The organism is Arthrobacter sp. UKPF54-2 (assembly GCF_007858535.1).
Lineage (GTDB): Bacteria > Actinomycetota > Actinomycetes > Actinomycetales > Micrococcaceae > Arthrobacter.
The window spans coordinates 219,676-241,332 of the sequence record NZ_CP040174.1; the positions used below are offsets into that span (position 1 = coordinate 219,676).

The window sequence follows — 21,657 nt, forward strand, 5'->3', positions numbered from 1 at the left end:
GGTGTGGTTGGCGGCGGCCAGCTAGCCCGCATGATGGCCCCGGCCGCGACCGCACTCGGCTTCGAACTCCGTGTCCTGGCCGAGGGCGAGGACGTCTCCGCGGTCGCCGCCGTGGCCAAGGCCCCGGTCGGCGACTACACCGACCTCGACCACCTGCTGGAGTTTTCCCGCGGCCTGGACGTACTGACCTTCGACCACGAGCATGTCCCTACCGGGCACCTGCGCGCGCTGATCGAGGCCGGCGTCAACGTCCACCCGGGCCCCGACGCCCTGGTCAACGCGCAGGACAAACTGGTGATGCGTGCCGCGATCGACCGGCTGGAGCTGCCCAACCCGCGCTGGGCCGCCGTCGAGGACGTCGAGGCCCTGGTTGCCTTCGGCGAGGAGGCCGGCTGGCCGGTGGTGCTGAAGACGCCGCGCGGCGGCTACGACGGCAAGGGCGTGCGGATCGTGGCCTCCGCCGAGGACGCCGCGGCGTCCTCGGACTGGTTCGCGGCCATGTCCCCGCTCCTGGCCGAAGCCAAGGTTGAGTTCAGCCGTGAGCTCTCGGCCATGGTGGCCCGCACGCCCGACGGCGAATCCCGGGCCTGGCCTGTGGTGCACACCATCCAGGTCGACGGCGTCTGCGACGAGGTGATCGCCCCCGCCCTGGACATCCCGCTGGAGGTCGCCGCCGCCGCCGAGGACGCCGCGGTGCGGATCGCCAACGAACTCGGCGTCACCGGCGTGATGGCCGTGGAAATGTTCGAGACCCCCGGCGTCGGCGCCGGCTTCCTCATCAACGAACTCGCCATGCGCCCGCACAACACCGGCCACTGGACCCAGGACGGCTCGGTGACGAGCCAGTTCGAGCAGCACCTGCGGGCCATCCTGAACCTGCCGCTGGGCGCCACCGACCTGCTCGGTCCCGTGGTGGTCATGAAGAACTTCCTCGGCGGAGCCAACCAGAACCTGTTCTCCGCCTACCCCGCGGCCCTGGCCAGCGAACCGGCCGCCAAGGTCCACTGCTACGGCAAGGCCGTGCGCCCGGGCCGCAAGATCGGCCACGTCAACCTCGTCGGCGGCTCCGCGGCCGACGTCGATTCCGTCCGCCAACGGGCCGGCACCGTTGCCACCATCATCCGGGACGGGCGGGCCCAGGCCGGCACCGCCCCGGGAACCACCGAGGAGACCGCGTGAGCGCCAGCACCGAAGCCCAGGACTCCGGCCCCCGCGCCGCCCCCACCGGGCCCGCCCCGATCGTGGGGCTCGTGATGGGCTCCGACTCCGACTGGCCCGTGATGGAGGCCGCCGCGGAAGCGCTGGCCGAGTTCGGCATCCCGTTCGAGGCCGACGTCGTCTCGGCGCACCGGATGCCCACCGAAATGATCCGCTACGGGCAGAGCGCCCACGAACGCGGGCTGCGCGTGATCATCGCCGGTGCGGGCGGCGCCGCGCACCTGCCCGGCATGCTCGCCTCCGTGACGCCGCTGCCGGTGATCGGTGTGCCCGTGCCGCTGAAAACCCTCGACGGGATGGACTCACTGCTGTCCATCGTGCAGATGCCGGCCGGCGTGCCGGTCGCCACGGTCTCCATTGCCGGTGCCCGCAATGCCGGACTTCTGGCGGTGCGGATGCTGGCCTCGGGCACGGACGCCCTCGCCGAGCAGCTGCGCTCCGAACTCCTCGACTTCGCCCGGGAACTCAACGACGCCGCCACCGCCAAGGGCGCGAACCTGCGCAGCAAGGTGGCCGAGGTGTTCTCCGACGAAAACTGCGTTCCGCGGGGCGGCCGGTAAGGATCCAGGACATGAGCAAGAGTTTCGCCGCTGCACAGCAGACGAAGCAGCCGGCAACGGGCGCCCTCACCGACCCGGTCCGCTACCCGTCCGGGTCCGGCCCGCGCGTCCTTACCAAGCGCGCCTTCCTGCTGATCCTGCTGACCCTGCTGGTGCCCGGCAGCGCGCAGACCGTTGCCGGCAACCGCAGGCTGGGGCGGACCGCGCTCCGGGTGACGTTGACGGTCTGGACGCTGGTCCTCGTGGCGCTCATCCTGGCGCTGGTTTCCCGCCCCACCCTGATCAACCTGGTCGCCGACCCCGTCACCTCGCTGGCGCTGGTCATCGTGCTCACCGCCCTGGCCCTGGGCTGGGCGGTGCTGTTCATCAACACGCTGCGCCTGATCCGGCCCGCGCTGCTCGAAACCCGGGCGCGCGCCGCCGTCGTCGTCGCCCTGGTCCTGGCCATGCTGCTCAGCAGCGGCAGCCTGGGCTACGCGGCGTACCTGCTGAACGTCGGCCGGGACGCGATCGGCACGATCTTCGCCAGCGGCCCGGCCATGGAACCCTCCGAGGGCCGCTACAACTTCCTGATGATGGGCGGCGACGCCGGTTCGGACCGCACGGGACGCCGGCCGGACAGCCTCTCCGTGATCAGCGTGGACGCCAAGACCGGCAAATCCGCCATCATCTCGATCCCGCGCAACCTGCAGAACGCCCAGTTCAGCGAGGACTCGCCGATGCGGAAGATCTATCCGGACGGCTACGACTGCGGCAACGAGTGCCTCATCAACGCCATCAACACCGAGGTCACCAACGAACACAAGGATCTCTACCCCGGTGTGGAGGACCCCGGCGCGCAGGCCACCCTGGAGGCGGTCTCCGGCACGCTCGGCATCAAGGTCCAGGCCTACGTCCTGGTGGACATGGACGGCTTCGCCAAACTCATCGACGCCATGGGCGGCATCCGGATCAAGGCCGGCGGCTGGGTGCCGATCAGCGGCGAAACCATCGACGAGGCCAACGGCATCCACGGCATGCCGCTGGGCTGGATCCCCGCCGGAGACAACACCCTGGACGGCTACCACGCCCTTTGGTACGGCCGGTCCCGGGAATTCGTCGACGACTACGCCCGCATCGCACGCCAGCAGTGCGTCCAGCAGGCGATGCTCAAGCAGCTCGATCCGGCCACCCTGCTGACGAAGTTCGAGGACATCGTCAAGGCTGGCACCAAGGTGGTCGATTCCAACATCTCCGCCGGCCAGCTCGGCAGCTTCGTGGACCTCGCGATGAAGTCCAAGGGCCAGCCGGTGAGCCGGCTGACCATCGGCCCGCCCGACTTCGATGCCTCCTTCTCCACGGTTCCGGACTTCGAGAAGATCCACCAGGCCGTGGACAAGCTGCTGGCCCCGGCACCCGCCGCGGGGGCCGCCGACGATTCGCTCCGGGTGCCGCCCGTGGCGCCCGGGCCGCTCTCCGCCGCCGGCGGGGCACAGCCGGGCACCCAGCCCGCGCCGTCGCCGACGTCGTCGGATTTCACCCCCGTGACCACCACGCCCGAGGGCGAGCCGATCACCGAGGAAATGCTCAACGAGTTCAAGCGCAACGGCGATGAGCAGTCCATCCGCAACCTGGTAGCCACCAACGGCCAGTGCGCCCCACTCTAGGCCCGGGCGCCCGGCCACCCGTTACTCCAGCAGGCTCCAGCAGCCAGTCGCTCCCCGCGAGCAGATAAGGACCCCGTGTACGAACTTGAGAACGTCCTCCGGCCCTACGCCTGGGGATCCAGGACCGCGATCGCCGGCCTGCTCGGCCGACCGGCCAGCGGCGGCCCGGAAGCCGAGCTGTGGATCGGTGCCCACCCGGACTCGCCCTCCGTGGCGGCCGACGGCGGCGACCGGCTGGCGCTGGACGCGCTGATCGCCGGCGACCCGGAGCACCACCTCGGTGGCGAGAGCGTGGCCGAGTTCGGTCCGCGGCTGCCGTTCCTGCTCAAGGTCCTCGCCGCCGAGCGGCCGCTGTCCCTTCAGGTGCACCCGACGCTGGAGCAGGCACGGGAGGGGTTCGCCCGCGAGGAAGCCGCCGGCGTCGACCACGCCGCCGCGACCCGCAACTACAAGGACGCCTCCCACAAGCCGGAAATGATCTTCGCCCTGACGGACTTCGAGGCGCTGTGCGGTTTCCGGCCCGCGGCGGAGTCGCGCGCCGTCTTCCTGCACCTGGCCTCCTGCTTTGACCTGGCCGGACTGGACCTGCCGCCGCTGATCCCGCAACTGCTGGATGACCTCGCGCAGCCGGATGAACCGGCCGCCCTGCGGTCAGCCTTCGAGCGGCTGATCGCCGGCGGGGACGACGTCGCCGAGGCGACCGCCGCCGTCGTCGCCGCCCTCGTCTCCGGCGCGCCGCTGGGAGCCCACGCGGCGGAGCTGGACACCGCCGTGAACCTCAACGGTGAGTATCCCGGGGATCCCGGGGTGCTGATTTCGCTGCTGTTGAACCGGGTTTCGCTGGCGCCCGGGGAGGCCGTGTACCTGCCGGCCGGCAACGTCCACGCCTACCTCCACGGCCTCGGCATCGAGGTGATGGCCTCCTCGGACAACGTGCTCCGCGGCGGCCTGACGCCCAAATTCGTGGACGTGCCCGAGCTGCTGAAAACGGTTGCCTTCGAGGCCGTCGCCGTGCCGAGACTCTCCGCCGAGACCACGATGCTGGGCCAGGAACTCTACCGACCCCCGTTCCGGGAATTCGCGCTGCAGCGGGTGGAACTGCTCCCGGGCGCGGAGCCCGTCCCGCTGGCACAGTCCGGGGCAGCGGTGATCATCGTCGTCGCCGGCGCGGTCCTGCTGGACTCCCCCAGGGGCGATCTCCAGCTGGCGCACGGCGCGTCCGCATTCCTGCCGGCCGCCGAGGCACCCGTCAACGTGCACCCCGTCGCCGGCGCCACCGGGCCCGCCGTGGCCTTTGCCGTCACTACCGGAATGAAGGCCTGAGCCGTGGACTACTTCCTGCAGGGCCCCCACTGGGCCGAGGTACAGCGCGCCCTGGGCCGCACCGTCCACGAAGAGGCGGGCACGGGCTGGCGGTTCCTCGCCGTCGAGGAAAGCAACCCGGCCGGCAAGCTGCTCTACGTCCCCTACGGCCCGCTGGCCGATTCCTTGGAGGCCTTCGACGCCGCGCTTGCGTCCCTGACGGCACTGGCACGCCGGTGCGGGGCGGTGTTCGTCCGGGTTGAGCCGGTCGACGCGGGCTTCACCGCCGCCGACGCCGGCACCGTGCTGCGCAGCCGGGGCCTGCGTCCCGCACCGGCGAACCTGCAGCCGGAACTGAGCTGGATCGTGGACCTGGACCGCGACTTCAAAGACGTGCTGGCGGACATGAAGCCGGTGAACCGCAACCTGTACCGCAACATCCACAAGAAGGGTGTGACGTTCCGGTCCAGCCAGGACCCCGCAGAGATTTCCGTGCTGCTGAGGTTCCTGCACCTGACCGCGGCGCGCAACGGCTTCAAGCCGCAAAGTGACGAGTACCTGAGCCAGGTGGCACGGTCGCTGATGCCGGCCGGCGCGGCCACGCTCTTCATCGCGGAACTGGAGGGCGAGCCGATCGCCGCGGCCCTGGCGTACGACTCGGCGGACACCCGCACCTACGCCCACGCCGCGCTGGACGACACGCACCGCAAGCTCAGCGCCGGGATTCCGCTGCTGGTGACGCTGATGGCTGACGCCAAGGACAAGGGCCTGGCGCACGTGGACCTCTGGGGTGTGGCGCCGGCCGACGAGCCCGGCCACAAGTGGGCCGGCTTCACGGCGTTCAAGAAATCCTTCGGCGGCCGTGAAATCGCCTACCCGGGGACCTGGGACCTGCCGGTGAAGAAACTCCGCTACGGCGCCTACCAGCTCGCCCGGATGGGAGCCCAGACGGGGAAGAAGCTCCTCACCGGCCTGCGCGCCCGGCTCCGGAAGTAGCCGCCGGTTCCTAGGCTGCCGCTGCGGCCGCGCGCTTCTGGGCGTCGTAGGCGCTGGCCACCATCTCTTCGACGGTGTGGCGCATCTTCCAGTCCAGATCGCGCGCGGCCAGGGTACCGTCGGCAACGATCCGGTCAGGGTCTCCGGCCCGCCGGGGACCGATCTCGGGATCGAAGTCGATGCCCGTCACCTGGGCCATGGCCGTCATGATCTGCCGCACGGACAACCCGTCGCCGGAGCCGAGGTTGTAGACGCGTTCCAGCGCCTTGCCTGCAGCGAGGGCCTGCGCCGCGGCCACGTGGGAGGTCGCGAGGTCTGCAACGTGAACGTAGTCACGCACGCAGGTGCCGTCTTCGGTGTTGTAGTCCGTGCCGTTGATCCGGGGGGTCTTGCCCGAGGTCAGCGCGCGCAGCACGATCGGGAAAAGGTTGTGGGGGCTGGAGTCGTAGAGCTCGGGCGAGCCGGAACCCACCACGTTGAAGTAGCGCAGCGAAGTGTGCCGCAGGCCGCGTGCGACGCCCTGGTCACGGATAAGCCACTCCCCGATGAGCTTGCTCTCTCCGTAGGGGGATTCGGGCTGGGTCGGGGTCGCCTCGGTGACGACGTCCGCCCTGGGGGTGCCGTAGGTGGCGGCCGAGGAGGAGAAGACCATCTTGTCCACCCCGGCGCGCTCCATCGCCTTCAGCAACTCGGCGGTGCCCGTGACATTCTGCTCGTAGGTGAGCAACGGCTCCTGCACGGAAACGCCGGCGTACTTGAAGCCCGCGAGGTGGATTACGCCGGTCACGGCATGATCGAGCATCGTGCGGGCCACCAGGTCCGCGTCGAGGATGCTCCCGTGCACGAACGGCACGCCCTCCGGCACGAACTCCCGGTGCCCGCTCGAGAGTGAGTCCACCACCACCGGCGACATCGATGCCGCGCGCAACGCCGCGACCACGTGGGAACCGATATACCCTGCACCGCCAGTAACAAGCCAAGTCATGGCTCCACCCTATCCAATGCCAGCGAAGCAACGGAAAAGCGGCCGGCCGTGGCGCCGGACCGGAAAACGCAGGATCCCGGGGCGCAGGGCGCATCCCGGGATCCTGTCATGCCAGAAGGCTAGTGCTTGCGGGCGTAGCCCTCCCACTTGCTGGCCTGGTGCTCGCCGTCGACGAACCGGATGGTCCCGGACTTGGAGCGCATCACGATGGACTGGGTGAGGACCTTGTCCTTGGAGTAGCGCACCCCCTTGAGCAGGTCGCCATCGGTGATGCCGGTCGCGGCGAAGTAGCAGTTGTCGCTGGAGACTAGGTCGTTGGTGGAGAGGACCCGGTCCAGGTCGTGTCCGGCGTCGATCGCCTTCTGCTTCTCCTCGTCGCTGGTGGGCCAGAGCCGGCCCTGGATGACGCCGCCGAGGGACTTGATCGCGCAGGCCGCGACGATGCCTTCCGGGGTTCCGCCGATGCCCATCAGGGCGTCGACGCCGGTGCCGGCACGGGCCGCGGCGATGGCGCCGGCGACGTCGCCGTCCATGATGAACTTCGTCCGGGCGCCGGCCTCGCGGATCTCCTCGACCAGCGGGCGGTGCCGGTCGCGGTCCAGGATCATCACGTTGAGCTGGTTGACCTTGACGCCCTTGGCCTTGGCGATCAGGTGCAGGTTCTGCTTGACCGGCAGGCGCAGGTCCACCATGTCGGCGGCCTCCGGGCCGGTGACGAGCTTTTCCATGTAGAACACGGCGGAGGGGTCGAACATGGAGCCGCGCTCGGCGACGGCCAGGACGGCCAGGGCGTTGTTGATGCCCAGGGCGGTCAGCCGGGTTCCGTCGATCGGGTCGACGGCGACGTCGCACTCGGGGCCGGTGCCGTCGCCGACACGTTCGCCGTTGAACAGCATGGGGGCTTCGTCTTTTTCGCCTTCGCCGATGACCACGACGCCGTTGAAGTGGACGGTCTGCAGGAAGGAGCGCATGGCATCGACGGCGGCCCCGTCGGCCTTGTTCTTGTCGCCGAATCCGACCCAGTGGCCGCCGGCGATGGCCGCGGCTTCGGTGACGCGGACCAGTTCCAGGGCAAGGTTGCGGTCAGGCTCATCGATTCCGACGGCGAGCGACGGGGAAAGCGTGGAGTACTTCTGGGTCATGGACGCTGGTGACACGTGAACCTCTTCTTCGAGTGGCGATCGTTGAACCAGCGGCATCCGGTGTCCGGCTGCCGCGGGGATCCGTCTGTTACTGATCATAGTCGCGGCGGCCGCGATCGGTGCTGGAATGACGCCACCATGAACGGCCCCGCGCCAACGGGCGCCCTCCGGCCGAATGTGAGATCGGCTCGGAATGGGCGACTATAGAGGGGTGAATGAATTGCAGGACACCCCGCCCGAGGCCGCCGGATCACCGGCCGGCGGAGCATCCCCCGAAGCCGCGGGCACAGGACCCGAAGCCGCCGGAGCCCAGCCCGTGAAGCCCGTCATCCGGGCGGCTGCCGCCAAGCGGGCCAACGCCTCGGTGATCGGCATGATCATCGCCCTGGTCCTGAGCATCGGCGCTTTCCTGCCCGTGGTGCTGATGAACCCGTCCCCCAAGTCCGACGGCTACCGCCCCAACATCAACGTCAGCGCCATCGCTTCCAACGCGGCAGGTGTGGCGGGATTCACACCGGTGGCCCCGGATACCGGCAACGCATTCCGCTCGAATTACGCCCGCTGGGAGTCCGGCTCGGGCAGCGGCGTGGCCACCTGGGAGGTCGGCTACCTGACGCCCAAGGACTCCTTCATCGGCCTGGTCCAGACCCGGCAGTCCAATCCGACCTGGCTGCTGCAGCAGACCAAGAGCGCCCCGGTGACCGGGACGCGGAGCGCCGGCGGCCGCGACTGGCAGCTGCGCGACACCGGCAAGGGCGAGAAGTCCATGGTGCTCGACTACCGCGGGACCACAGTGGTCCTGACCGGGCCGGCATCCCTGGAAGAGTTCTCCGTGCTCGCCGCGGCCGTCGTGAAGTCGCTGGAAAGTAATCCGGCGGCAACAAGTTCCGCTCAGGCCACCCCGGCGCCGTAAAGTAAGCAGGGTGACTACTAAGCTGACTCCCGCCCTGGCCTGGCGCCGACTGCGCGAAGGCAACGAACGCTTCGTCGCCGGTGAATCCTCCCACCCCAACCAGGATGCCTCGCGGCGCTCCTCGCTGGTGGAGACCCAGAACCCCTTTGCCGTCATCTTCGGTTGCGCCGACTCCCGCCTCGCCGCCGAAATCATCTTCGACCTGGGCCTCGGCGACGCCTTCGTCGTCCGCACCGCCGGACAGGTGATCGATGACGCGGTGCTCGGTTCGCTCGAGTACAGCATCGGCGTCCTGGGCGTGCCGCTGATCGTGGTCCTGGGCCACGACAGCTGCGGCGCCGTCATCGCCACCAAGGACGCGGTGGAGACCGGCCAGATGCCGACCGGCTTCATCCGCAGTCTGGTCGAACGCATCACGCCGTCCGTGCTGACCTCGCTGCGCAACGAGCAGCCGGACGTCAATGACATGGTGGTCGAGAACGTCAAGCAGACCTCGCAACGCCTGGTGGACAGCTCCAAGGTGATTTCCGAGGCAGTCGAGAGCGGCCGCGCTGCAGTGATCGGGCTGGCCTACCGGCTCGCGGAGGGCCGCGCCGACTTGGTCTCCGGAATCGGCGAGCTCTAGAAGCTTCATTTCTGCGCCGGTTCACGGTTTTCGGTGGGACGCTTGGGCCGAATAAGCTAGCCCCATGACTTCCACAGCAGATTTGAACACCGAAGAGTTCCGCATTGAACACGACACGATGGGCGAAGTCCGCGTCCCTGTGAACGCGCTGTACCGTGCCCAGACGCAGCGTGCGGTCGAGAACTTCCCGATCTCCGGCAAGACCCTGGAGCGCGCCCACATCGAAGCCCTCGCCCGGGTCAAGAAGGCTGCCGCGCAGGCCAACGCCGAACTGGGGGTGCTCGACGGTGAGCTGGCCCAGGCAATCGCCGACGCCGCCGACGAGGTTGCCGCCGGCAAGTACGACGGCGACTTCCCGATCGACGTGTTCCAGACAGGGTCCGGAACCTCCTCGAACATGAACACCAACGAGGTCCTGGCCGAACTCGCCTCCCGCGCGCTCAAGGCCGCCGGCAGCGACAAGGTGGTCCACCCGAACGACCACGTCAACGCCTCGCAGTCCTCCAACGACGTGTTCCCGACGTCGGTCCACGTTGCCGCCACGTCCGCCCTGATCAACGACCTGATCCCGGCGCTGGGCTACCTCGCGGAATCGCTCGAGCGCAAGGCCGCCGAGTTCAAGGACGTCGTGAAGTCCGGCCGCACGCACCTGATGGACGCCACCCCGGTCACCCTTGGCCAGGAGTTCGGCGGCTACGCCGCGCAGGTCCGCTACGGCATCGAGCGCATCAACGCCTCCCTCCCCCGCGTCGCCGAGGTCCCGCTCGGCGGCACCGCCGTCGGCACCGGCATCAACACCCCGGCCGGCTTCCCGGAGCGCGTGATCGAGCTGCTCGCCGCGGACACCGGCCTGCCGCTGACCGAGGCCCGCGACCACTTCGAGGCCCAGGCCAACCGCGACGGCCTGATCGAGGCCTCCAGCCAGCTGCGCAACATCGCGATCTCCTTCATGAAGATCAACAACGACCTGCGCTGGATGGGCTCCGGCCCCAACACCGGCCTCGGCGAAATCGCGATCCCGGACCTGCAGCCGGGTTCCTCGATCATGCCCGGCAAGGTCAACCCCGTCATCTGCGAGGCGTCCATCATGGTCTGCGCCCAGGTCATCGGCAACGACACAGCCATCGCCTGGTCCGGCACCAACGGCGCCTTCGAGCTCAACGTTGGCATCCCCGTGATGGCCGCCAACCTGCTCGAATCCGTCCGCCTGCTGGCCAACACCAGCCGTGTGATGGCGGACAAGATGATCGACGGCATCACCGCCAACGTCGAGCGGGCCCGCTTCCTCGCCGAGGCCTCGCCGTCCATCGTGACGCCGCTGAACAAGTTCATCGGCTACGAGAACGCCGCCAAGATCGCCAAGAAGGCCGTCGCCGAGGGTCTGACCATCCGCGAGACCGTCGTGGCGATGGGCTTCCTCGAGCGCGGTGAGCTGACCGAAGAGCAGCTGGACACCGCCCTCGACGTGATGTCCATGACGCGGCCGCCGCACAAGGCCTAGGCCTTTGCGCCCGCTGCAGCGGGCACCGCGTCCGACGGCGGCGGGCACCTTTCCAGCGAAAGGCGCCGGCCGCCGTCGGGCTTTAACTACCGCCGGAGGCCCGGGCTTACTCCCGCGGCACCTCTCCCCCGGCGGCACGGCGCTCTTGGGCGGTGTAGGCGGAGTGGGCCGAGGCCTCCGCCAGACTGGCCCCGGCCATGCGCGCCTCCCGCAGCCGGCGGGTCTTGGCGGACTGGCCGGAGAAGGCGGCGTCCACGTTGCCAGCGGCATACGTCAGGGCGTCTTCGGCCCGGATGCCGAGTCCGTGCGCCGTCAGGACAGCGTCCTGGTTGGCTCCGAGGTAGGTGAACTGCCAGCCGTACTGGTGCTGCTGGCGCTCGACCAAGGCCTTGACCATGGCGCCGCTGGCTTCGCGCGAAGCGTTTTCGTGCCCGTCGGTCAGCACGGCCACGAGCACAGTGCCCGGACGCTCCGGTTCGGGCAGCGCCGCCAGTTCCGCGCCGGCCTCCCCGATCAGCCGGACCATGGCATCGTGCAGGGCGGTGCTGCCGCGGGGCTGGAGGACCAGCGGCGGGACGTCCTGGATGTCCACTGCGGCGTAGACCCGTTCGTAGACGTCATCGAACTGGGCCAGTGAGAGCTTGCACCGGCCTGCCACCGCCTGCTGTTCGCGGACGAAGGCCGCGAAGCCGCCCGCCGTCTCGTCGGCGATGGAGCTCATGGACCCGGAACGGTCCAGGAGAACGTACACGTGCGTCAGTGCCGAATCTGTCATGCTTCCCCATTTCCGGCCCGGAGGGGTACCCCGGGCCCACTGTCCCCAGCGGAGGGCTGGATAAGCATGAGGCTACGGCGGGGCTGCGACAGTATTGCCCGAACCCTCAGCTGCGGAAGTGCGCGGGGCCCTCGGGATCCCGGGCCCGCTCGATCGCCTCCAGGTGGCCCGGCATCAGTTCGGGAAACTCCTCGGGCCGGAACCAGCCCACGGCGAGGGATTCGTCGTCGTTGACGCGCGCCTCCCCCGAGACGTACCGGCAGCGGAAGACCAGGGTCAGGAAGTGGCAGACGTCCCCGTTGGGGTAGGTGGTGGGTCCGACGGCGTCCACCGAGACGAGCCGCTCGGCCACGGCCACCACCCCGGTTTCCTCCAGGACCTCCCGGAGCAGGCCCGGCGCCGGGTCCTCGCCCGGTTCCAGGATGCCGGTGATCAGCCCCCACCGGCCGTTGTCCGCCCGCTGGCCGAGCAGGACCCGGCCGGCGTCGTCGAAGACCACGGCCCGCACGCCCGGAATCCACAGCATCTCGTGGCTGATCTTCTCGCGCAGTTTCAGGATGAAGTCGGGAGTGGCCATGCCGCCAGCCTAGCCTGCGGGCAGCAGCATCGCGGCCGCGGTGCCCGCCAGCATAAAGGGACCGAACGGGATGTCCGATTTCAGGGTGCCGCGCCGGGTCAGGAGCAGGGCCACGCTCCAGAGTCCGCCGAACAGGAAGGCCGCGAACGTTCCGGCGAAGACGTGACCCCAGCCGAGGAAGCCGAGGTACAGGCCCAGCACCCCGGCGAGCTTGACGTCGCCGAAGCCCATCCCCGGCGGGTAGGCGGCGCGCAGCAGGAAGTAGAACAGCCAGAGGACCGCGGCGCCGGCCAGCACCCGGAGCCCGGGCACACCGAACAGCCCGGCGCCGCCGCCCGCCGCGGCACCGGCGAGCAGCAGCACGCCCGCGACCGCGTAGGAGGGAAAGATGATCCGGTTGGGCAGCAGGTGGTGCCGGATGTCGATGACGGTCAGCCGCGCAGCCATCACGGCAAAGTACGCGCACGCCAGCAGCACCAGCCAGAAGGCCAGCGGGGCGGCTCCCCCCAGGTCACCGAGACGATGGATCACCCTCGGATGCTACCGGTTTTTGCCGCGGCGGCGCCGCACGCGGCCCGGCGGCGTGTGACTGGCGGCCGGTCCGGCCCGGCGCTAGGCTTCCCGGATGACTGACCTCGCCCGCTACTGGCCGCCCTTCGGCCTCACCCTGGCCACGCCCCGCCTCACACTCCGGCCGATCCGGGACGAGGACATCCCGGCGGCGGTGCAGGCGGCATTGAGCGGCATCCACGAGCCCGGACACAGCCCGTTCAGTACTCCGTGGACCGAGTTCCCCGCCGAGGAGCTCGGGCCGAACATGGCCCAGTGGTACTGGCGCTGCCGCGGCACTATGTCGCCGCAGGATTGGACGCTGCTGCTGGGCATCTGGCACGACGGCGACTTCATCGGCTGCCAAGACGTCGGGGCCAAGGACTTCGCCACCCTGAAGACGGTCAGCACCGGCTCCTGGCTAATCCGGGGCGTGCAGGGCCGGGGACTGGGCAAGGAGATGCGCGCCGCCGTGGCCCTCTACGCGTTCGACTGGCTCGGCGCCGAAGTCGCCGAATCCTCCGCGGCGGCCTGGAACCAGCAATCCCTCGGCGTCTCCCGCTCCCTCGGCTACGAACTCAACGGAACCACCCGCGCCAACTGGGGCGGCCAGCTCCGCGACGTCCAAAAAGTCCGCCTCACCCCCGCCACCTTCAAACGCCCCGACTGGACGCTCGAAGTCCAAGGCCACGAACCCACCGCAAAGTACCTGGGGATCGGGTAGCACGGCAGGGCAACGGCGCCCCGCCGTCGCTTAGACACCTCCCGTCGCTGCGCTGCCGTCGGCGATGCGCTACTACGCGGGCCACCGCGTCCCCGTGAAGGTGACGAACGCACACGCCGCGCCGCGGGCCTTTCGTGTAGTCGCGCATCGCGGCACATCGGCCCCCAAAGGTCGCCCAGCGACCGTCGGGGGGCGATGGGACGAAGCGGCGTCCCGAGGGCCCCACGGCGAGCCTGCGAGCCTTGGGAAGGGATCGCCGCGCTAAGCGACGGCGAAAGGGCCGCGGCGGGCGAACCCAACCACGGCGAACCCAACCACGACCCCCAACGCAAAGGGCCGCAGCGGGGCGAACCCAACCACGGCCCCAAGCGGACGGCGAGGCCTAGATTTCCGCCCCCTCGAGCATGTCGGTCACCAGAGCCGCGATCGGCGAGCGCTCGGAGCGGGTGAGGGTGATGTGGCCGAAGAGCGGGTGGCCCTTGAGTGTCTCGACGACGGCGGCGACGCCGTCGTGCCGTCCGACCCGCAGGTTGTCGCGCTGGGCGACGTCGTGGGTCAGGACGATCTTGGAGTTCTGCCCGATCCGGCTCATGACCGTGAGCAGGACGTTCTTCTCGAGGGACTGGGCCTCGTCCACGATGACGAACGCGTCGTGGAGTGAGCGGCCACGGATGTGCGTGAGCGGCATGACCTCGAGCATGCCGCGGTCCATGACCTCCTCGACCACCTCCTGGCTGACCAGTGCGCCGAGGGTGTCGAAGACGGCCTGCGCCCACGGGGTCATTTTTTCCGACTCGGAGCCGGGCAGGTAGCCGAGTTCCTGGCCGCCGACGGCGTAGAGCGGCCGGAAGACGATCACCTTGCGGTGTTCCCGGCGCTCCAGGACGGCCTCGAGGCCGGCGCACAGGGCGAGGGCGGACTTGCCGGTGCCGGCGCGGCCGCCGAGGGACACGATCCCCACCGACGGGTCCATCAACAGGTCGATGGCCAGCCGCTGCTCGGCGGAGCGTCCGTGCAGGCCGAACACGTCCCGGTCGCCCTTGACCAGGCGGACCTGTTTGTCCGCCCCGACCCGGCCCAGGGCGGAGCCGCGGCCGGAGAGCAGGACCAGCCCGGTGTTGACCGGCAGCTCGGCCGCGGCCGGAATGAAGACCGGCTCGTGGCCGTAGAGGGTGGCGACCTCGTCTTCGGCGGCGTCGATTTCGGCGATGCCGGTCCAGCCCGAGTCCTTGACCAGCTCGTTGCGGTATTCGTCCGCGAGCAGGCCCATGGCGGAGGCCTTGACCCGCATCGGCAGGTCCTTGGATACCACGGTCACGTCGCGGCCCTCGTTGGCGAGGTTCTTGGCGACGGCCAGGATCCGGCTGTCGTTGTCGCCTCCGCGGAAACCGGCCGGCAGGACCTCAGCCGAGATGTGGTTCATCTCCACCATCAGGGTGCCGCCCTCGGTGCCCAGCGGGATGGGGCGGTCCAGGCCGCCGTGCTCCACCCGGAGGTCATCGAGGAGCCGCAGCGCCTTGCGGGCGAAATAGCCCAGCTCCGGGTCGTGCCGTTTGCCTTCCAGCTCGGTGATGACCACGATCGGCAGGATGACTTCATGCTCGGCGAACCGCAGCAGCGCGCGCGGGTCGGACAGCAGCACGGAGGTGTCGATCACGTAGCTTCGGGCGGATTCCCGTTCTGCCGTTCCTTCCCCGGAAACAGCAAGACCGGCCGCAACGTCGGGATTCGCTGCGCCGGTCGTGGAAGTTGCTCGCTTGGCGCGAGAGGTAGCCTTCTTGCCCTGGTCGGAAATGACGCCGGGCAATACTTCAGAAATAGCCACATCGACTCCAGCCCCGGGCCGCCGGCCCGGAATTGTTATTGGTGAGGCGGCTCGGCCGTGAGGCCGGACGCGGCCTCCCATACACCCGGTGCGAACTTCCGCTCCATGTACTGGCCTCCCCGATCAGCCGGCGGTTTGCCTGCTGATGGGATTAACGTACGTCCACGGCGCGTCGATTGCCGGACTATTTTTCGGCGATTCTTGCGGACATCAGGTGACGGGCGGGTGAACCGTTCAGGCGCCGAAGCGGCGCTGCCTGCCGGCGTAGTCCCGCAGGGCGCGCAGGAAGTCCACCTTGCGGAACGCGGGCCACAGGGCCTCGCAGAAATAGAACTCGCTGTAGGCGCTCTGCCACATCAGGAACCCGGAGAGCCGCTGCTCCCCGGAGGTGCGGATCACCAGGTCCGGGTCGGGCTGGCCGCGGGTGTAGAGGAAGCGGGAGATGTCGTCGACGCTGAGTTCGTCCGCCAGCTTGCCGATGTCGGCGCCGCGGGCGACGGCGTCGTGCAGCAGTTCGCGGACGGCGTCGACGATTTCCCGGCGTCCGCCGTAGCCGACGGCGACGTTGACGTGGATCTTCTCGTGCGCCGGGGTGCGGGCCGTGAGCTTGTTCAGCCGTTCGGCGAGGTAGTCGGGCAGGAGCTCCGGTGCACCCATGGCGTGCACCGAGATGTCGGCGTCCTCGTCGAGGCGGTCAAGGGTGTTGGCGATGATCCCCATCAGCAGGTCCAGCTCCTCGCCGGAGCGGTTCATGTTGTCGGTGGAGAGCATGTAGAGCGTGACCACCTTGACGCCGAGCTCCTGGCACCAGCCGAGGAATTCGTGGATCTTGTCCGCGCCGGCCTGGTGGCCCTGGCTCGTGGGGGCGTTGAACTGCCGGGCCCAGCGCCGGTTGCCGTCGACCATCACCCCGATGTGCCGCGGGATCCGCTCCGGGTCGAGGGAACGCTGGAGTTTGCGCTCGTAGAAGCCATACAGGAACCCGGGCAGTTCCATCCGGAGATTCACCTGGCTTCCTTGGGGTCTGACGGCAGTGCATTCCTAGGCTACCCGCCGGAGGGCCGGTGCCGCGCACGCCGCCGCCGTCATTTTCCGCCGCACCCCTTGTTACCGATGGGTAACTTACTGGACCGTAGGTTATTATGGCGGCATGGAGAGCACCAGTCCGGAGCCCGGATCCGAGCGGTCCGCGCAGAGCGCATCAGGCCCCTCGGCCCGCAGCAACAGCCCGGTCGACGACGCCGCCGTAAGGATCGCCGAACTGCTGATGATCAAGCCCAAGTGGCGGGGCTGGATCCACACCGTCACCGCGCCGCTGGCGCTTGCCGCCGGCCTGGCGCTGGTGCTGCTGGCCCCCACGGCGGATCTGAAGATCGCCTCGGCGGTCTATGCGTTCACCGGGGTGCTGCTCTTTGGTGTCAGTGCCGTCTACCACCGCGGGAACTGGTCCCCGGGTGTGAAGATCGTGCTGAAAAGGCTGGACCACACCAACATCATGCTGGTGATTGCGGGCAGCTACACCCCGCTGGCCTGGGCGCTCCTGGAGCGGCCCAAGGCCGTGCTGCTGCTCTGGGTGATCTGGTCCGGCGCCGTGCTGGGGGTGCTCTTCCGGCTGCTCTGGACCGATGCCCCGCGCTGGCTGTATGTGCCGATCTACATCGCCCTGGGCTGCGGCGCCCTGTTCTACCTGCCGGACTTCTTTGCCGCCAGCATCCCCGCCGCCGTGCTGATCTGCGTCGGCGGAGCGCTGTATATTGCCGGCGCCGTCTTCTACGCCCTGAAGAAACCGAACTTCAGCTACGAGCATTTCGGCTTCCACGAACTGTTCCACGCCTTCACGGTCTTTGCCTTCGCGGCACACTACATCGGCATCGCGATCGCCGTCCTGGGCTGAGGCCTCGTGCCGGTCCGGGAGGCACCGGCGCGGATTCTCCCCACGTTTGACGGCCCGACGCCGAGACCCGCCGGGACTCCGGCCCGACACGCCGTCCGCCGCCGTCGAACCCGGGGAAAATCCGGCGACGGAGTCGGCCCATAGTCCGGCCGTCCTGCGGCGATCAGTTCCGGGCCCAGGACGCCGTCACAGTCAAAAACCACCAGCTCAAACGGGTCCGGGGAGGCCGGGGAAGAAGTCATTCAGCCATGGTAGCCAGTTGTTCCCGGAGCTCCCCGGCGGAACGCGCCGGCAGCCGGCAGACCATGCCCCGGCACAGGAAGGCCTGCGGTGCCCCGTCCGGAGCGGCCTCCCGGCCCTCCAGCAGGGGCACTAGGGCGGCACCGGACTCCCCCGCCGGGTCCTGCAGCGCGATCACCAGTCCGGGGCTGGGCGAGTGCAACAGCACCCGGTGCAGCGCGGCCCGCTGCGGCGTGTCCGGCCCGACGACGGCGGCCTCCAGGGGGCCTGCCAGCGCGGCCTGCGCGGTGGCGAGCAGCCAGCCGGCCACCCGGGGCGCCCGCACGGCCAGCGGCGGCAGCAGCGACAGGATGTTCCCGGCCAGAGCACGGTGTTCGGCAGATCCTGAGAGCGCGGACGAGGTCAGCAGGGCCCCGGCAAACGCGGCCGCACCGCTGGGCGTGGCGTTGTCGAACGGGTCCATCCCGGCCGTGCCGCCCTGGGCGTTGCTGACCTGGGACGATTCGCCCGCCGCGTCGTGCAGCTCCCCGCCCGCGGTGAACCGGATACCGGCGGCGGCCACGATGTCTTCGGCGAGGGTGTACCAGCGGGTCCGGCCGGTGGCGGCGTAGAGCGCGAACAGGCCCTCGGCGCAGAAGGCGTAGTCCTCCAGCAGGCCGCCGATGCCGCGGGCCGTCCCGCCGTGGGAGACCCTGACCAGCCTGCCCGGTTCAGACCGGTGGCCGGGGGTCCAGTGCACCCGTTCAAGGTAGCCGGCGATCCGTCCGGCGGCATCCAGCAGCTCCGGCCGCTCCAGCACGGCCCCGGCCTCGGCCAGGGCGGCCACGGCCAGGCCGTTCCAGCCGGCCACCACCTTCTCGTCCCGGGCAGGCTGCGGCCGCACCGCACGGGCGCCGCGCAGCACCGGCCGCACCCGCTGCCACAGCTCCTCCTCCGCCCCGGACAGCGCCCGGCCGGGATGCAGCGGCGACCCGTCCGCTGACACCGTCCCCGCCGCGCGGACATTCATCAGCCCGGCGGCGGCGGCGCCGTCCGCCGGGCCCAGCAGTGCGGCCAGCTCCCCGGCAGTCCAGAGGTAGCTGGCGCCCTCGGCGTGCACCCCGTCCACCACGGTGTCCGCGTCGAGGGATGAGGCCAGCGCCGCGGGGCCCTCCGCCTCCGGTCCCCCGGCGCCGGACAGCCCCAGGGCGGCGAGCATCCAGTCCGCAGTGCTGCCGGCGACGGCGGCCGCCTCCCCGGCCGGGTACGCCTCGGTGCCGCCGAGCCGGATCCAGTGGACGTAGACCCGCAGCAACTGGGCATTGTCGTAGAGCATCTTTTCAAAGTGCGGCACCGACCAGTCTCGGGTCACCGAGTAACGGGCGAACCCGCCCTCGAGCCGGTCGAAGAGGGCCGAGCGCGCCATCGCAGCGAGCGTGCGCCCGGCCAAATCCCGGGCCGCCTCCGCCGTCCCGGACGGCACCGCGGCGTGGCGGATCAGGAATTCCAGGACCGCCGACGGCGGGAACTTGGGCGCGGCGCCGAAACCTCCGGCGGCGTCCTCGGCGCGGGCCAGGGAGCGGACCGCCTCGGAGAGCAGCTCCGGATCCAGGTCCGGCGCGGGCTCGTCGACACGCACGGCGGCGCCGGCCTGGGCGGCGGCGATGCCGCGTGCCAGCGCGTCGGCGTTCTGTTCGACGGCGCTGCGGCGCTCCAGCCAGGCCTCACGGACCGCCTCGAGCACCTGGCGGAAAGAGGGCCGGCCGGGCAGCGGCCGGGGCGGATAGTAGGTGCCGGCGTGGAAGGCCCGCCCGTCGGGGAGCAGGAAGACGGACATCGGCCAGCCGCCCTCGCCGCTGATGGCCTGCGTGGCGGCCATGTAGACGGCGTCGACGTCGGGGCGTTCTTCCCGGTCCACCTTTACGGGGACAAAGTTGGCGTTCAGGAAGTCGGCGGTGTCCCGGTCCTCGAAGGACTCGCGGGCCATGACGTGGCACCAGTGGCAGGCCGCGTAGCCGATCGAGAGGAAGACGGGCACGTCGCGGGCTGCGGCGAAGGCGAAGGCTTCATCGCCGAAGGGGCGCCAGTGCACCGGGTTGCCGGCGTGTTGGCGGAGGTAGGCAGAGGGTTCCCCGCCCAGGGCGTTGGCCGCCCCGGGCCGGTCAGCGGAGGAGCCGCGGTCAGCGGTTCCCGGGTCCGGCGTCACCGTTGGCCTCCGGGCGCGTGTCCGCGCCGCCACCGGTCCGGGCGTCGCGGCCGGTCCGGGCGTCGTCGCCGGGCAGCCCGGCATCGCTGCCGCTACCGGGCTGGGCGCCCTCGGGCTGGACGCCCCCGGGCCGGGCGGCGTCACGTTGTGCGGCTTCCTCCGCCGCGGCGCGTTCTTCCTCCACCTGCGCACGGTACCGGACCCGGCGGATCCGGCGCACCATGTCCACAATCAGCAGTGCCGTGAGCACCACGATGAAGGCCGTCAGCAGGAAACCCAGCAGGCCCGGGGTGACCTGGTCCTGGTCGAGCCCGGGGCGCAACGACGGCGACGGGGCGGGCGCCGGGGATGTCGCCAGGGCGATGAGCAAGGAATGCACGGTGGAAACCTTCTGTGGGGAACGTCTTTCGCGGAACTTCCCCGCCGCATTTCTACGCGGCATAGAAGTCCCTGCTGTCTATCTTAGCCCGGCGAAGAAGTCGGTTTCCGGCACGTCGGCGGGGACCCGGGACTGGATCAGCGAGTAGTCCTCCCACGGCCAGGTCTGCCGCTGCATCGCCGGTGACACGGCGAAGAAAAAGCCTTCCGGGTCGATCTGGGTCCGGTGCGCGCGCAGGGCGTCATCGCGGGCCTCGAAGTAGTCCCCGCACTGGATCTGCGTGGTGGTGGGGTGCGTGGGCGCCGGCGGGGTGTGGCCCTCCGCGTCGGCCTCCAGCCAGGCCGCGAGCCGTTCGGCATAAGGCGACTGCAGACCGGCCTCCTCCAGGGCGTAGTGCAGGGCCCGGAAGCGTTCCGGGCTGAAGGCGCGGTCGTAGTACAGCTTGGCCGGCGCCCAGGGCTCGCCCGTTCCGGGGTACCGGGCCGGGTCGCCGGCGGCTTCGAAGGCCTCGACGGCGACGCGGTGCGCCATGATGTGGTCCGGGTGGGGGTAACCGCCGTTCTCGTCGTAGCTGAGGATGACCTGCGGCTTGAACTCGCGGACCAGCCGGACCAGCGGCGCGGCCGCCCGCTCCAGCGGCAGGGTGGCGAAGGAACCGGCCGGCAGCGGCGGCAGCGGGTCGCCCTCGGGCAGGCCCGAGTCGACGAAGCCCAGCCAGCGCTGCCGGATCCCCAGGACCCGGGCCGCGTTGGCCATCTCCAGCCGGCGCGCGCCGGCCATGTCCCGTTTGGGGTGCGGGGCGCTCTCCATGGCCGGGTTCTGGATGTCGCCGCGGGAACCGTCGGTGCAGGTGGCCACCATGACGTCGACGCCGGAGGCCGCGTACATGGCCATCGTCGCGGCGCCCTTGCTGGACTCGTCGTCGGGGTGCGCGTGGACGGCTAGCAGCCGGAGCGGGGCCGGCTGGCTGGGGGACGCTGTCATCGTCGGACGGCTCCTCTTTCTTCTGCGGGTTCGGTGCCGGGGCGTGCGGCGGCTGCGGACTTTCCCCCACCCGATCCACACTAAACTGGACTGGTGACTTCCGAGGAGCAGCCTGCCGCGCCCGCGCCGGCACCTACCAGCCTAGCCAATCGTTACGGCGGCCAAAAGCGTGCCCTGGGCGGCAAGGCCAAGCGGAACCTCCTGATCGTTGCCCTTGCCGCCGGGATCGGTCTGATGGCCTGGATCTCGACGTCGGCTGCCACCGAGTCGGTCGGCTTCAAGGACATCGGCTACAGCACCCCCGACGCCACAGTGGCTGAGATCGATTTCCAGGTCACAAAGAATCCGGGCACGGCCGCCAAATGCGCCGTCAAGGCGCTGGACTCGAAGTTCGCCGTGGTCGGCTGGAAGGTCGTCGACGTTGGTCCCAACGCCGCCGACGCCGGCACCGACGGCGGCCGCACCACGGTGCACAGGGTCACGGTGCGCACCGAATCGCAGGCCGTGTCCGCCGTCGTGGACAACTGCTGGATCCCGGACGCCGCCAAATAGGTCCCCCGCCGTCGGGGCAGCGGCGCGTAACACGGTGTGAGCTGCACCGCAGTGGTTCTTGGGTTTATCCACAGCATTGACTACA

21 protein-coding genes are annotated in these 21,657 nt (G+C 70.0%); 11 read left to right on the forward strand and 10 right to left on the reverse strand.

Annotation, left to right across the window (positions count from 1 at the left end):
- Positions 1 to 30 precede the first annotated feature (30 nt).
- The 5 genes from E7Y32_RS00910 to E7Y32_RS00930 all read left to right on the forward strand — a co-directional run bounded on the left by E7Y32_RS00910 (position 31) and on the right by E7Y32_RS00930 (position 5,722).
- Complete coding sequence (locus tag E7Y32_RS00910) at positions 31 to 1,179, forward strand: 5-(carboxyamino)imidazole ribonucleotide synthase (RefSeq protein WP_261382587.1); 1,149 nt, start codon at positions 31 to 33, stop codon at positions 1,177 to 1,179.
- A gap of 74 nt (positions 1,180 to 1,253) precedes the next feature.
- A complete protein-coding gene (purE, locus tag E7Y32_RS00915; RefSeq protein WP_146338089.1) occupies positions 1,254 to 1,778 on the forward strand; it encodes a 5-(carboxyamino)imidazole ribonucleotide mutase in 525 nt (174 codons plus the stop codon).
- An 11-nt stretch (positions 1,779 to 1,789) separates the two neighbouring features.
- A complete protein-coding gene (locus E7Y32_RS00920) occupies positions 1,790 to 3,424 on the forward strand; it encodes an LCP family protein (RefSeq protein ID WP_146335402.1) in 1,635 nt (544 codons plus the stop codon).
- 75 nt (positions 3,425 to 3,499) lie between these two features.
- The gene (gene manA, locus E7Y32_RS00925) at positions 3,500 to 4,747 is read left to right on the forward strand and encodes a mannose-6-phosphate isomerase, class I (protein WP_146335403.1); all 1,248 of its coding nucleotides are present in this window, start codon (positions 3,500 to 3,502) and stop codon (positions 4,745 to 4,747) included.
- Positions 4,748 to 4,750: 3 nt separating this feature from the next.
- Positions 4,751 to 5,722, forward strand: coding sequence for a peptidoglycan bridge formation glycyltransferase FemA/FemB family protein (locus tag E7Y32_RS00930; RefSeq protein ID WP_146335404.1), 972 nt, complete (start codon positions 4,751 to 4,753; stop codon positions 5,720 to 5,722).
- Between the two features lie 10 nt (positions 5,723 to 5,732).
- On the opposite strand, the gene galE is transcribed toward E7Y32_RS00930, so the two are convergent.
- Together galE and glpX are read right to left on the reverse strand one after the other, a co-directional pair.
- Positions 5,733 to 6,707 (reverse strand): UDP-glucose 4-epimerase GalE, encoded by a 975-nt coding sequence (gene galE, locus E7Y32_RS00935; RefSeq protein ID WP_146335405.1) that lies wholly within the window; start codon positions 6,705 to 6,707, stop codon positions 5,733 to 5,735.
- Positions 6,708 to 6,826: 119 nt separating this feature from the next.
- Positions 6,827 to 7,849: a class II fructose-bisphosphatase gene (glpX, locus tag E7Y32_RS00940; protein ID WP_186372267.1), complete on the reverse strand. Its 1,023-nt coding sequence runs from the start codon at positions 7,847 to 7,849 to the stop codon at positions 6,827 to 6,829.
- 193 nt (positions 7,850 to 8,042) lie between these two features.
- On the opposite strand from glpX, the gene E7Y32_RS00945 reads away from it, so the two are divergent.
- From E7Y32_RS00945 to E7Y32_RS00955, 3 genes are all read left to right on the forward strand, one after another.
- Positions 8,043 to 8,762: a DUF4245 domain-containing protein gene (locus E7Y32_RS00945; protein ID WP_146335406.1), complete on the forward strand. Its 720-nt coding sequence runs from the start codon at positions 8,043 to 8,045 to the stop codon at positions 8,760 to 8,762.
- Between the two features lie 10 nt (positions 8,763 to 8,772).
- Positions 8,773 to 9,387, forward strand: coding sequence for a carbonic anhydrase (locus tag E7Y32_RS00950; protein ID WP_146335407.1), 615 nt, complete (start codon positions 8,773 to 8,775; stop codon positions 9,385 to 9,387).
- Positions 9,388 to 9,451: 64 nt separating this feature from the next.
- A complete protein-coding gene (locus E7Y32_RS00955) occupies positions 9,452 to 10,888 on the forward strand; it encodes a class II fumarate hydratase (RefSeq protein WP_146335408.1) in 1,437 nt (478 codons plus the stop codon).
- A 106-nt stretch (positions 10,889 to 10,994) separates the two neighbouring features.
- Here E7Y32_RS00955 and E7Y32_RS00960 read toward each other — a convergent pair whose 3' ends face one another.
- The 3 genes from E7Y32_RS00960 to E7Y32_RS00970 form a co-directional block, all read right to left on the reverse strand.
- Complete coding sequence (locus tag E7Y32_RS00960) at positions 10,995 to 11,663, reverse strand: vWA domain-containing protein (RefSeq protein ID WP_146335409.1); 669 nt, start codon at positions 11,661 to 11,663, stop codon at positions 10,995 to 10,997.
- Between the two features lie 106 nt (positions 11,664 to 11,769).
- Positions 11,770 to 12,240, reverse strand: coding sequence for an NUDIX domain-containing protein (locus E7Y32_RS00965; protein ID WP_146335410.1), 471 nt, complete (start codon positions 12,238 to 12,240; stop codon positions 11,770 to 11,772).
- A gap of 9 nt (positions 12,241 to 12,249) precedes the next feature.
- Positions 12,250 to 12,771, reverse strand: coding sequence for an A24 family peptidase (locus tag E7Y32_RS00970; protein WP_146335411.1), 522 nt, complete (start codon positions 12,769 to 12,771; stop codon positions 12,250 to 12,252).
- A 94-nt stretch (positions 12,772 to 12,865) separates the two neighbouring features.
- Here E7Y32_RS00970 and E7Y32_RS00975 point away from each other — a divergent pair, with 94 nt between their 5' ends.
- The gene (locus tag E7Y32_RS00975; protein ID WP_146335412.1) at positions 12,866 to 13,513 is read left to right on the forward strand and encodes a GNAT family N-acetyltransferase; all 648 of its coding nucleotides are present in this window, start codon (positions 12,866 to 12,868) and stop codon (positions 13,511 to 13,513) included.
- Between the two features lie 382 nt (positions 13,514 to 13,895).
- Here E7Y32_RS00975 and E7Y32_RS00985 read toward each other — a convergent pair whose 3' ends face one another.
- The gene (locus tag E7Y32_RS00985) at positions 13,896 to 15,338 is read right to left on the reverse strand and encodes a PhoH family protein (protein ID WP_146335413.1); all 1,443 of its coding nucleotides are present in this window, start codon (positions 15,336 to 15,338) and stop codon (positions 13,896 to 13,898) included.
- Between the two features lie 234 nt (positions 15,339 to 15,572).
- Positions 15,573 to 16,334, reverse strand: a complete 762-nt coding sequence (locus E7Y32_RS00990) for an isoprenyl transferase (RefSeq protein ID WP_146338091.1) — start codon at positions 16,332 to 16,334, stop codon at positions 15,573 to 15,575.
- Between the two features lie 256 nt (positions 16,335 to 16,590).
- Between E7Y32_RS00990 and E7Y32_RS00995 the strand changes: the two genes are divergently transcribed.
- Entirely contained in the window at positions 16,591 to 17,232 is a 642-nt protein-coding gene (locus E7Y32_RS00995; protein WP_146338093.1) for a hemolysin III family protein, read from the forward strand.
- Between the two features lie 238 nt (positions 17,233 to 17,470).
- On the opposite strand, the gene E7Y32_RS01000 is transcribed toward E7Y32_RS00995, so the two are convergent.
- The 3 genes from E7Y32_RS01000 to mca all read right to left on the reverse strand — a co-directional run bounded on the left by E7Y32_RS01000 (position 17,471) and on the right by mca (position 21,020).
- The gene (locus E7Y32_RS01000; protein WP_146335414.1) at positions 17,471 to 19,741 is read right to left on the reverse strand and encodes a thioredoxin domain-containing protein; all 2,271 of its coding nucleotides are present in this window, start codon (positions 19,739 to 19,741) and stop codon (positions 17,471 to 17,473) included.
- The gene (locus E7Y32_RS16495) at positions 19,632 to 20,036 is read right to left on the reverse strand and encodes a hypothetical protein (protein WP_146335415.1); all 405 of its coding nucleotides are present in this window, start codon (positions 20,034 to 20,036) and stop codon (positions 19,632 to 19,634) included. The genes E7Y32_RS01000 and E7Y32_RS16495 overlap by 110 nt, the downstream gene beginning before the upstream one ends.
- Before the next feature lie 78 nt (positions 20,037 to 20,114).
- Positions 20,115 to 21,020, reverse strand: coding sequence for a mycothiol conjugate amidase Mca (gene mca, locus E7Y32_RS01010; RefSeq protein ID WP_146335416.1), 906 nt, complete (start codon positions 21,018 to 21,020; stop codon positions 20,115 to 20,117).
- A 93-nt stretch (positions 21,021 to 21,113) separates the two neighbouring features.
- Here mca and E7Y32_RS01015 point away from each other — a divergent pair, with 93 nt between their 5' ends.
- A complete protein-coding gene (locus tag E7Y32_RS01015) occupies positions 21,114 to 21,572 on the forward strand; it encodes a DUF4307 domain-containing protein (protein ID WP_146335417.1) in 459 nt (152 codons plus the stop codon).
- Positions 21,573 to 21,657 lie beyond the last annotated feature (85 nt).

Coding starts and splice junctions, on each gene's coding strand:
- E7Y32_RS00910 (WP_261382587.1), top strand. CDS start 31: ATGATGGCCCCGGCCGCGACCGCACTCGGCTTCGAACTCCGTGTCCTG.
- purE (WP_146338089.1), top strand. CDS start 1,254: ATGGGCTCCGACTCCGACTGGCCCGTGATGGAGGCCGCCGCGGAAGCG.
- E7Y32_RS00920 (WP_146335402.1), top strand. CDS start 1,790: ATGAGCAAGAGTTTCGCCGCTGCACAGCAGACGAAGCAGCCGGCAACG.
- galE (WP_146335405.1), bottom strand. CDS start 6,707: ATGACTTGGCTTGTTACTGGCGGTGCAGGGTATATCGGTTCCCACGTG.
- glpX (WP_186372267.1), bottom strand. CDS start 7,849: ATGACCCAGAAGTACTCCACGCTTTCCCCGTCGCTCGCCGTCGGAATC.
- E7Y32_RS00945 (WP_146335406.1), top strand. CDS start 8,043: ATGGGCGACTATAGAGGGGTGAATGAATTGCAGGACACCCCGCCCGAG.
- E7Y32_RS00955 (WP_146335408.1), top strand. CDS start 9,452: ATGACTTCCACAGCAGATTTGAACACCGAAGAGTTCCGCATTGAACAC.
- E7Y32_RS00960 (WP_146335409.1), bottom strand. CDS start 11,663: ATGACAGATTCGGCACTGACGCACGTGTACGTTCTCCTGGACCGTTCC.
- E7Y32_RS00965 (WP_146335410.1), bottom strand. CDS start 12,240: ATGGCCACTCCCGACTTCATCCTGAAACTGCGCGAGAAGATCAGCCAC.
- E7Y32_RS00975 (WP_146335412.1), top strand. CDS start 12,866: ATGACTGACCTCGCCCGCTACTGGCCGCCCTTCGGCCTCACCCTGGCC.
- E7Y32_RS00990 (WP_146338091.1), bottom strand. CDS start 16,334: ATGGAACTGCCCGGGTTCCTGTATGGCTTCTACGAGCGCAAACTCCAG.
- E7Y32_RS01000 (WP_146335414.1), bottom strand. CDS start 19,741: ATGCCGGGCTGCCCGGCGACGACGCCCGGACCGGCCGCGACGCCCGGA.
- mca (WP_146335416.1), bottom strand. CDS start 21,020: ATGACAGCGTCCCCCAGCCAGCCGGCCCCGCTCCGGCTGCTAGCCGTC.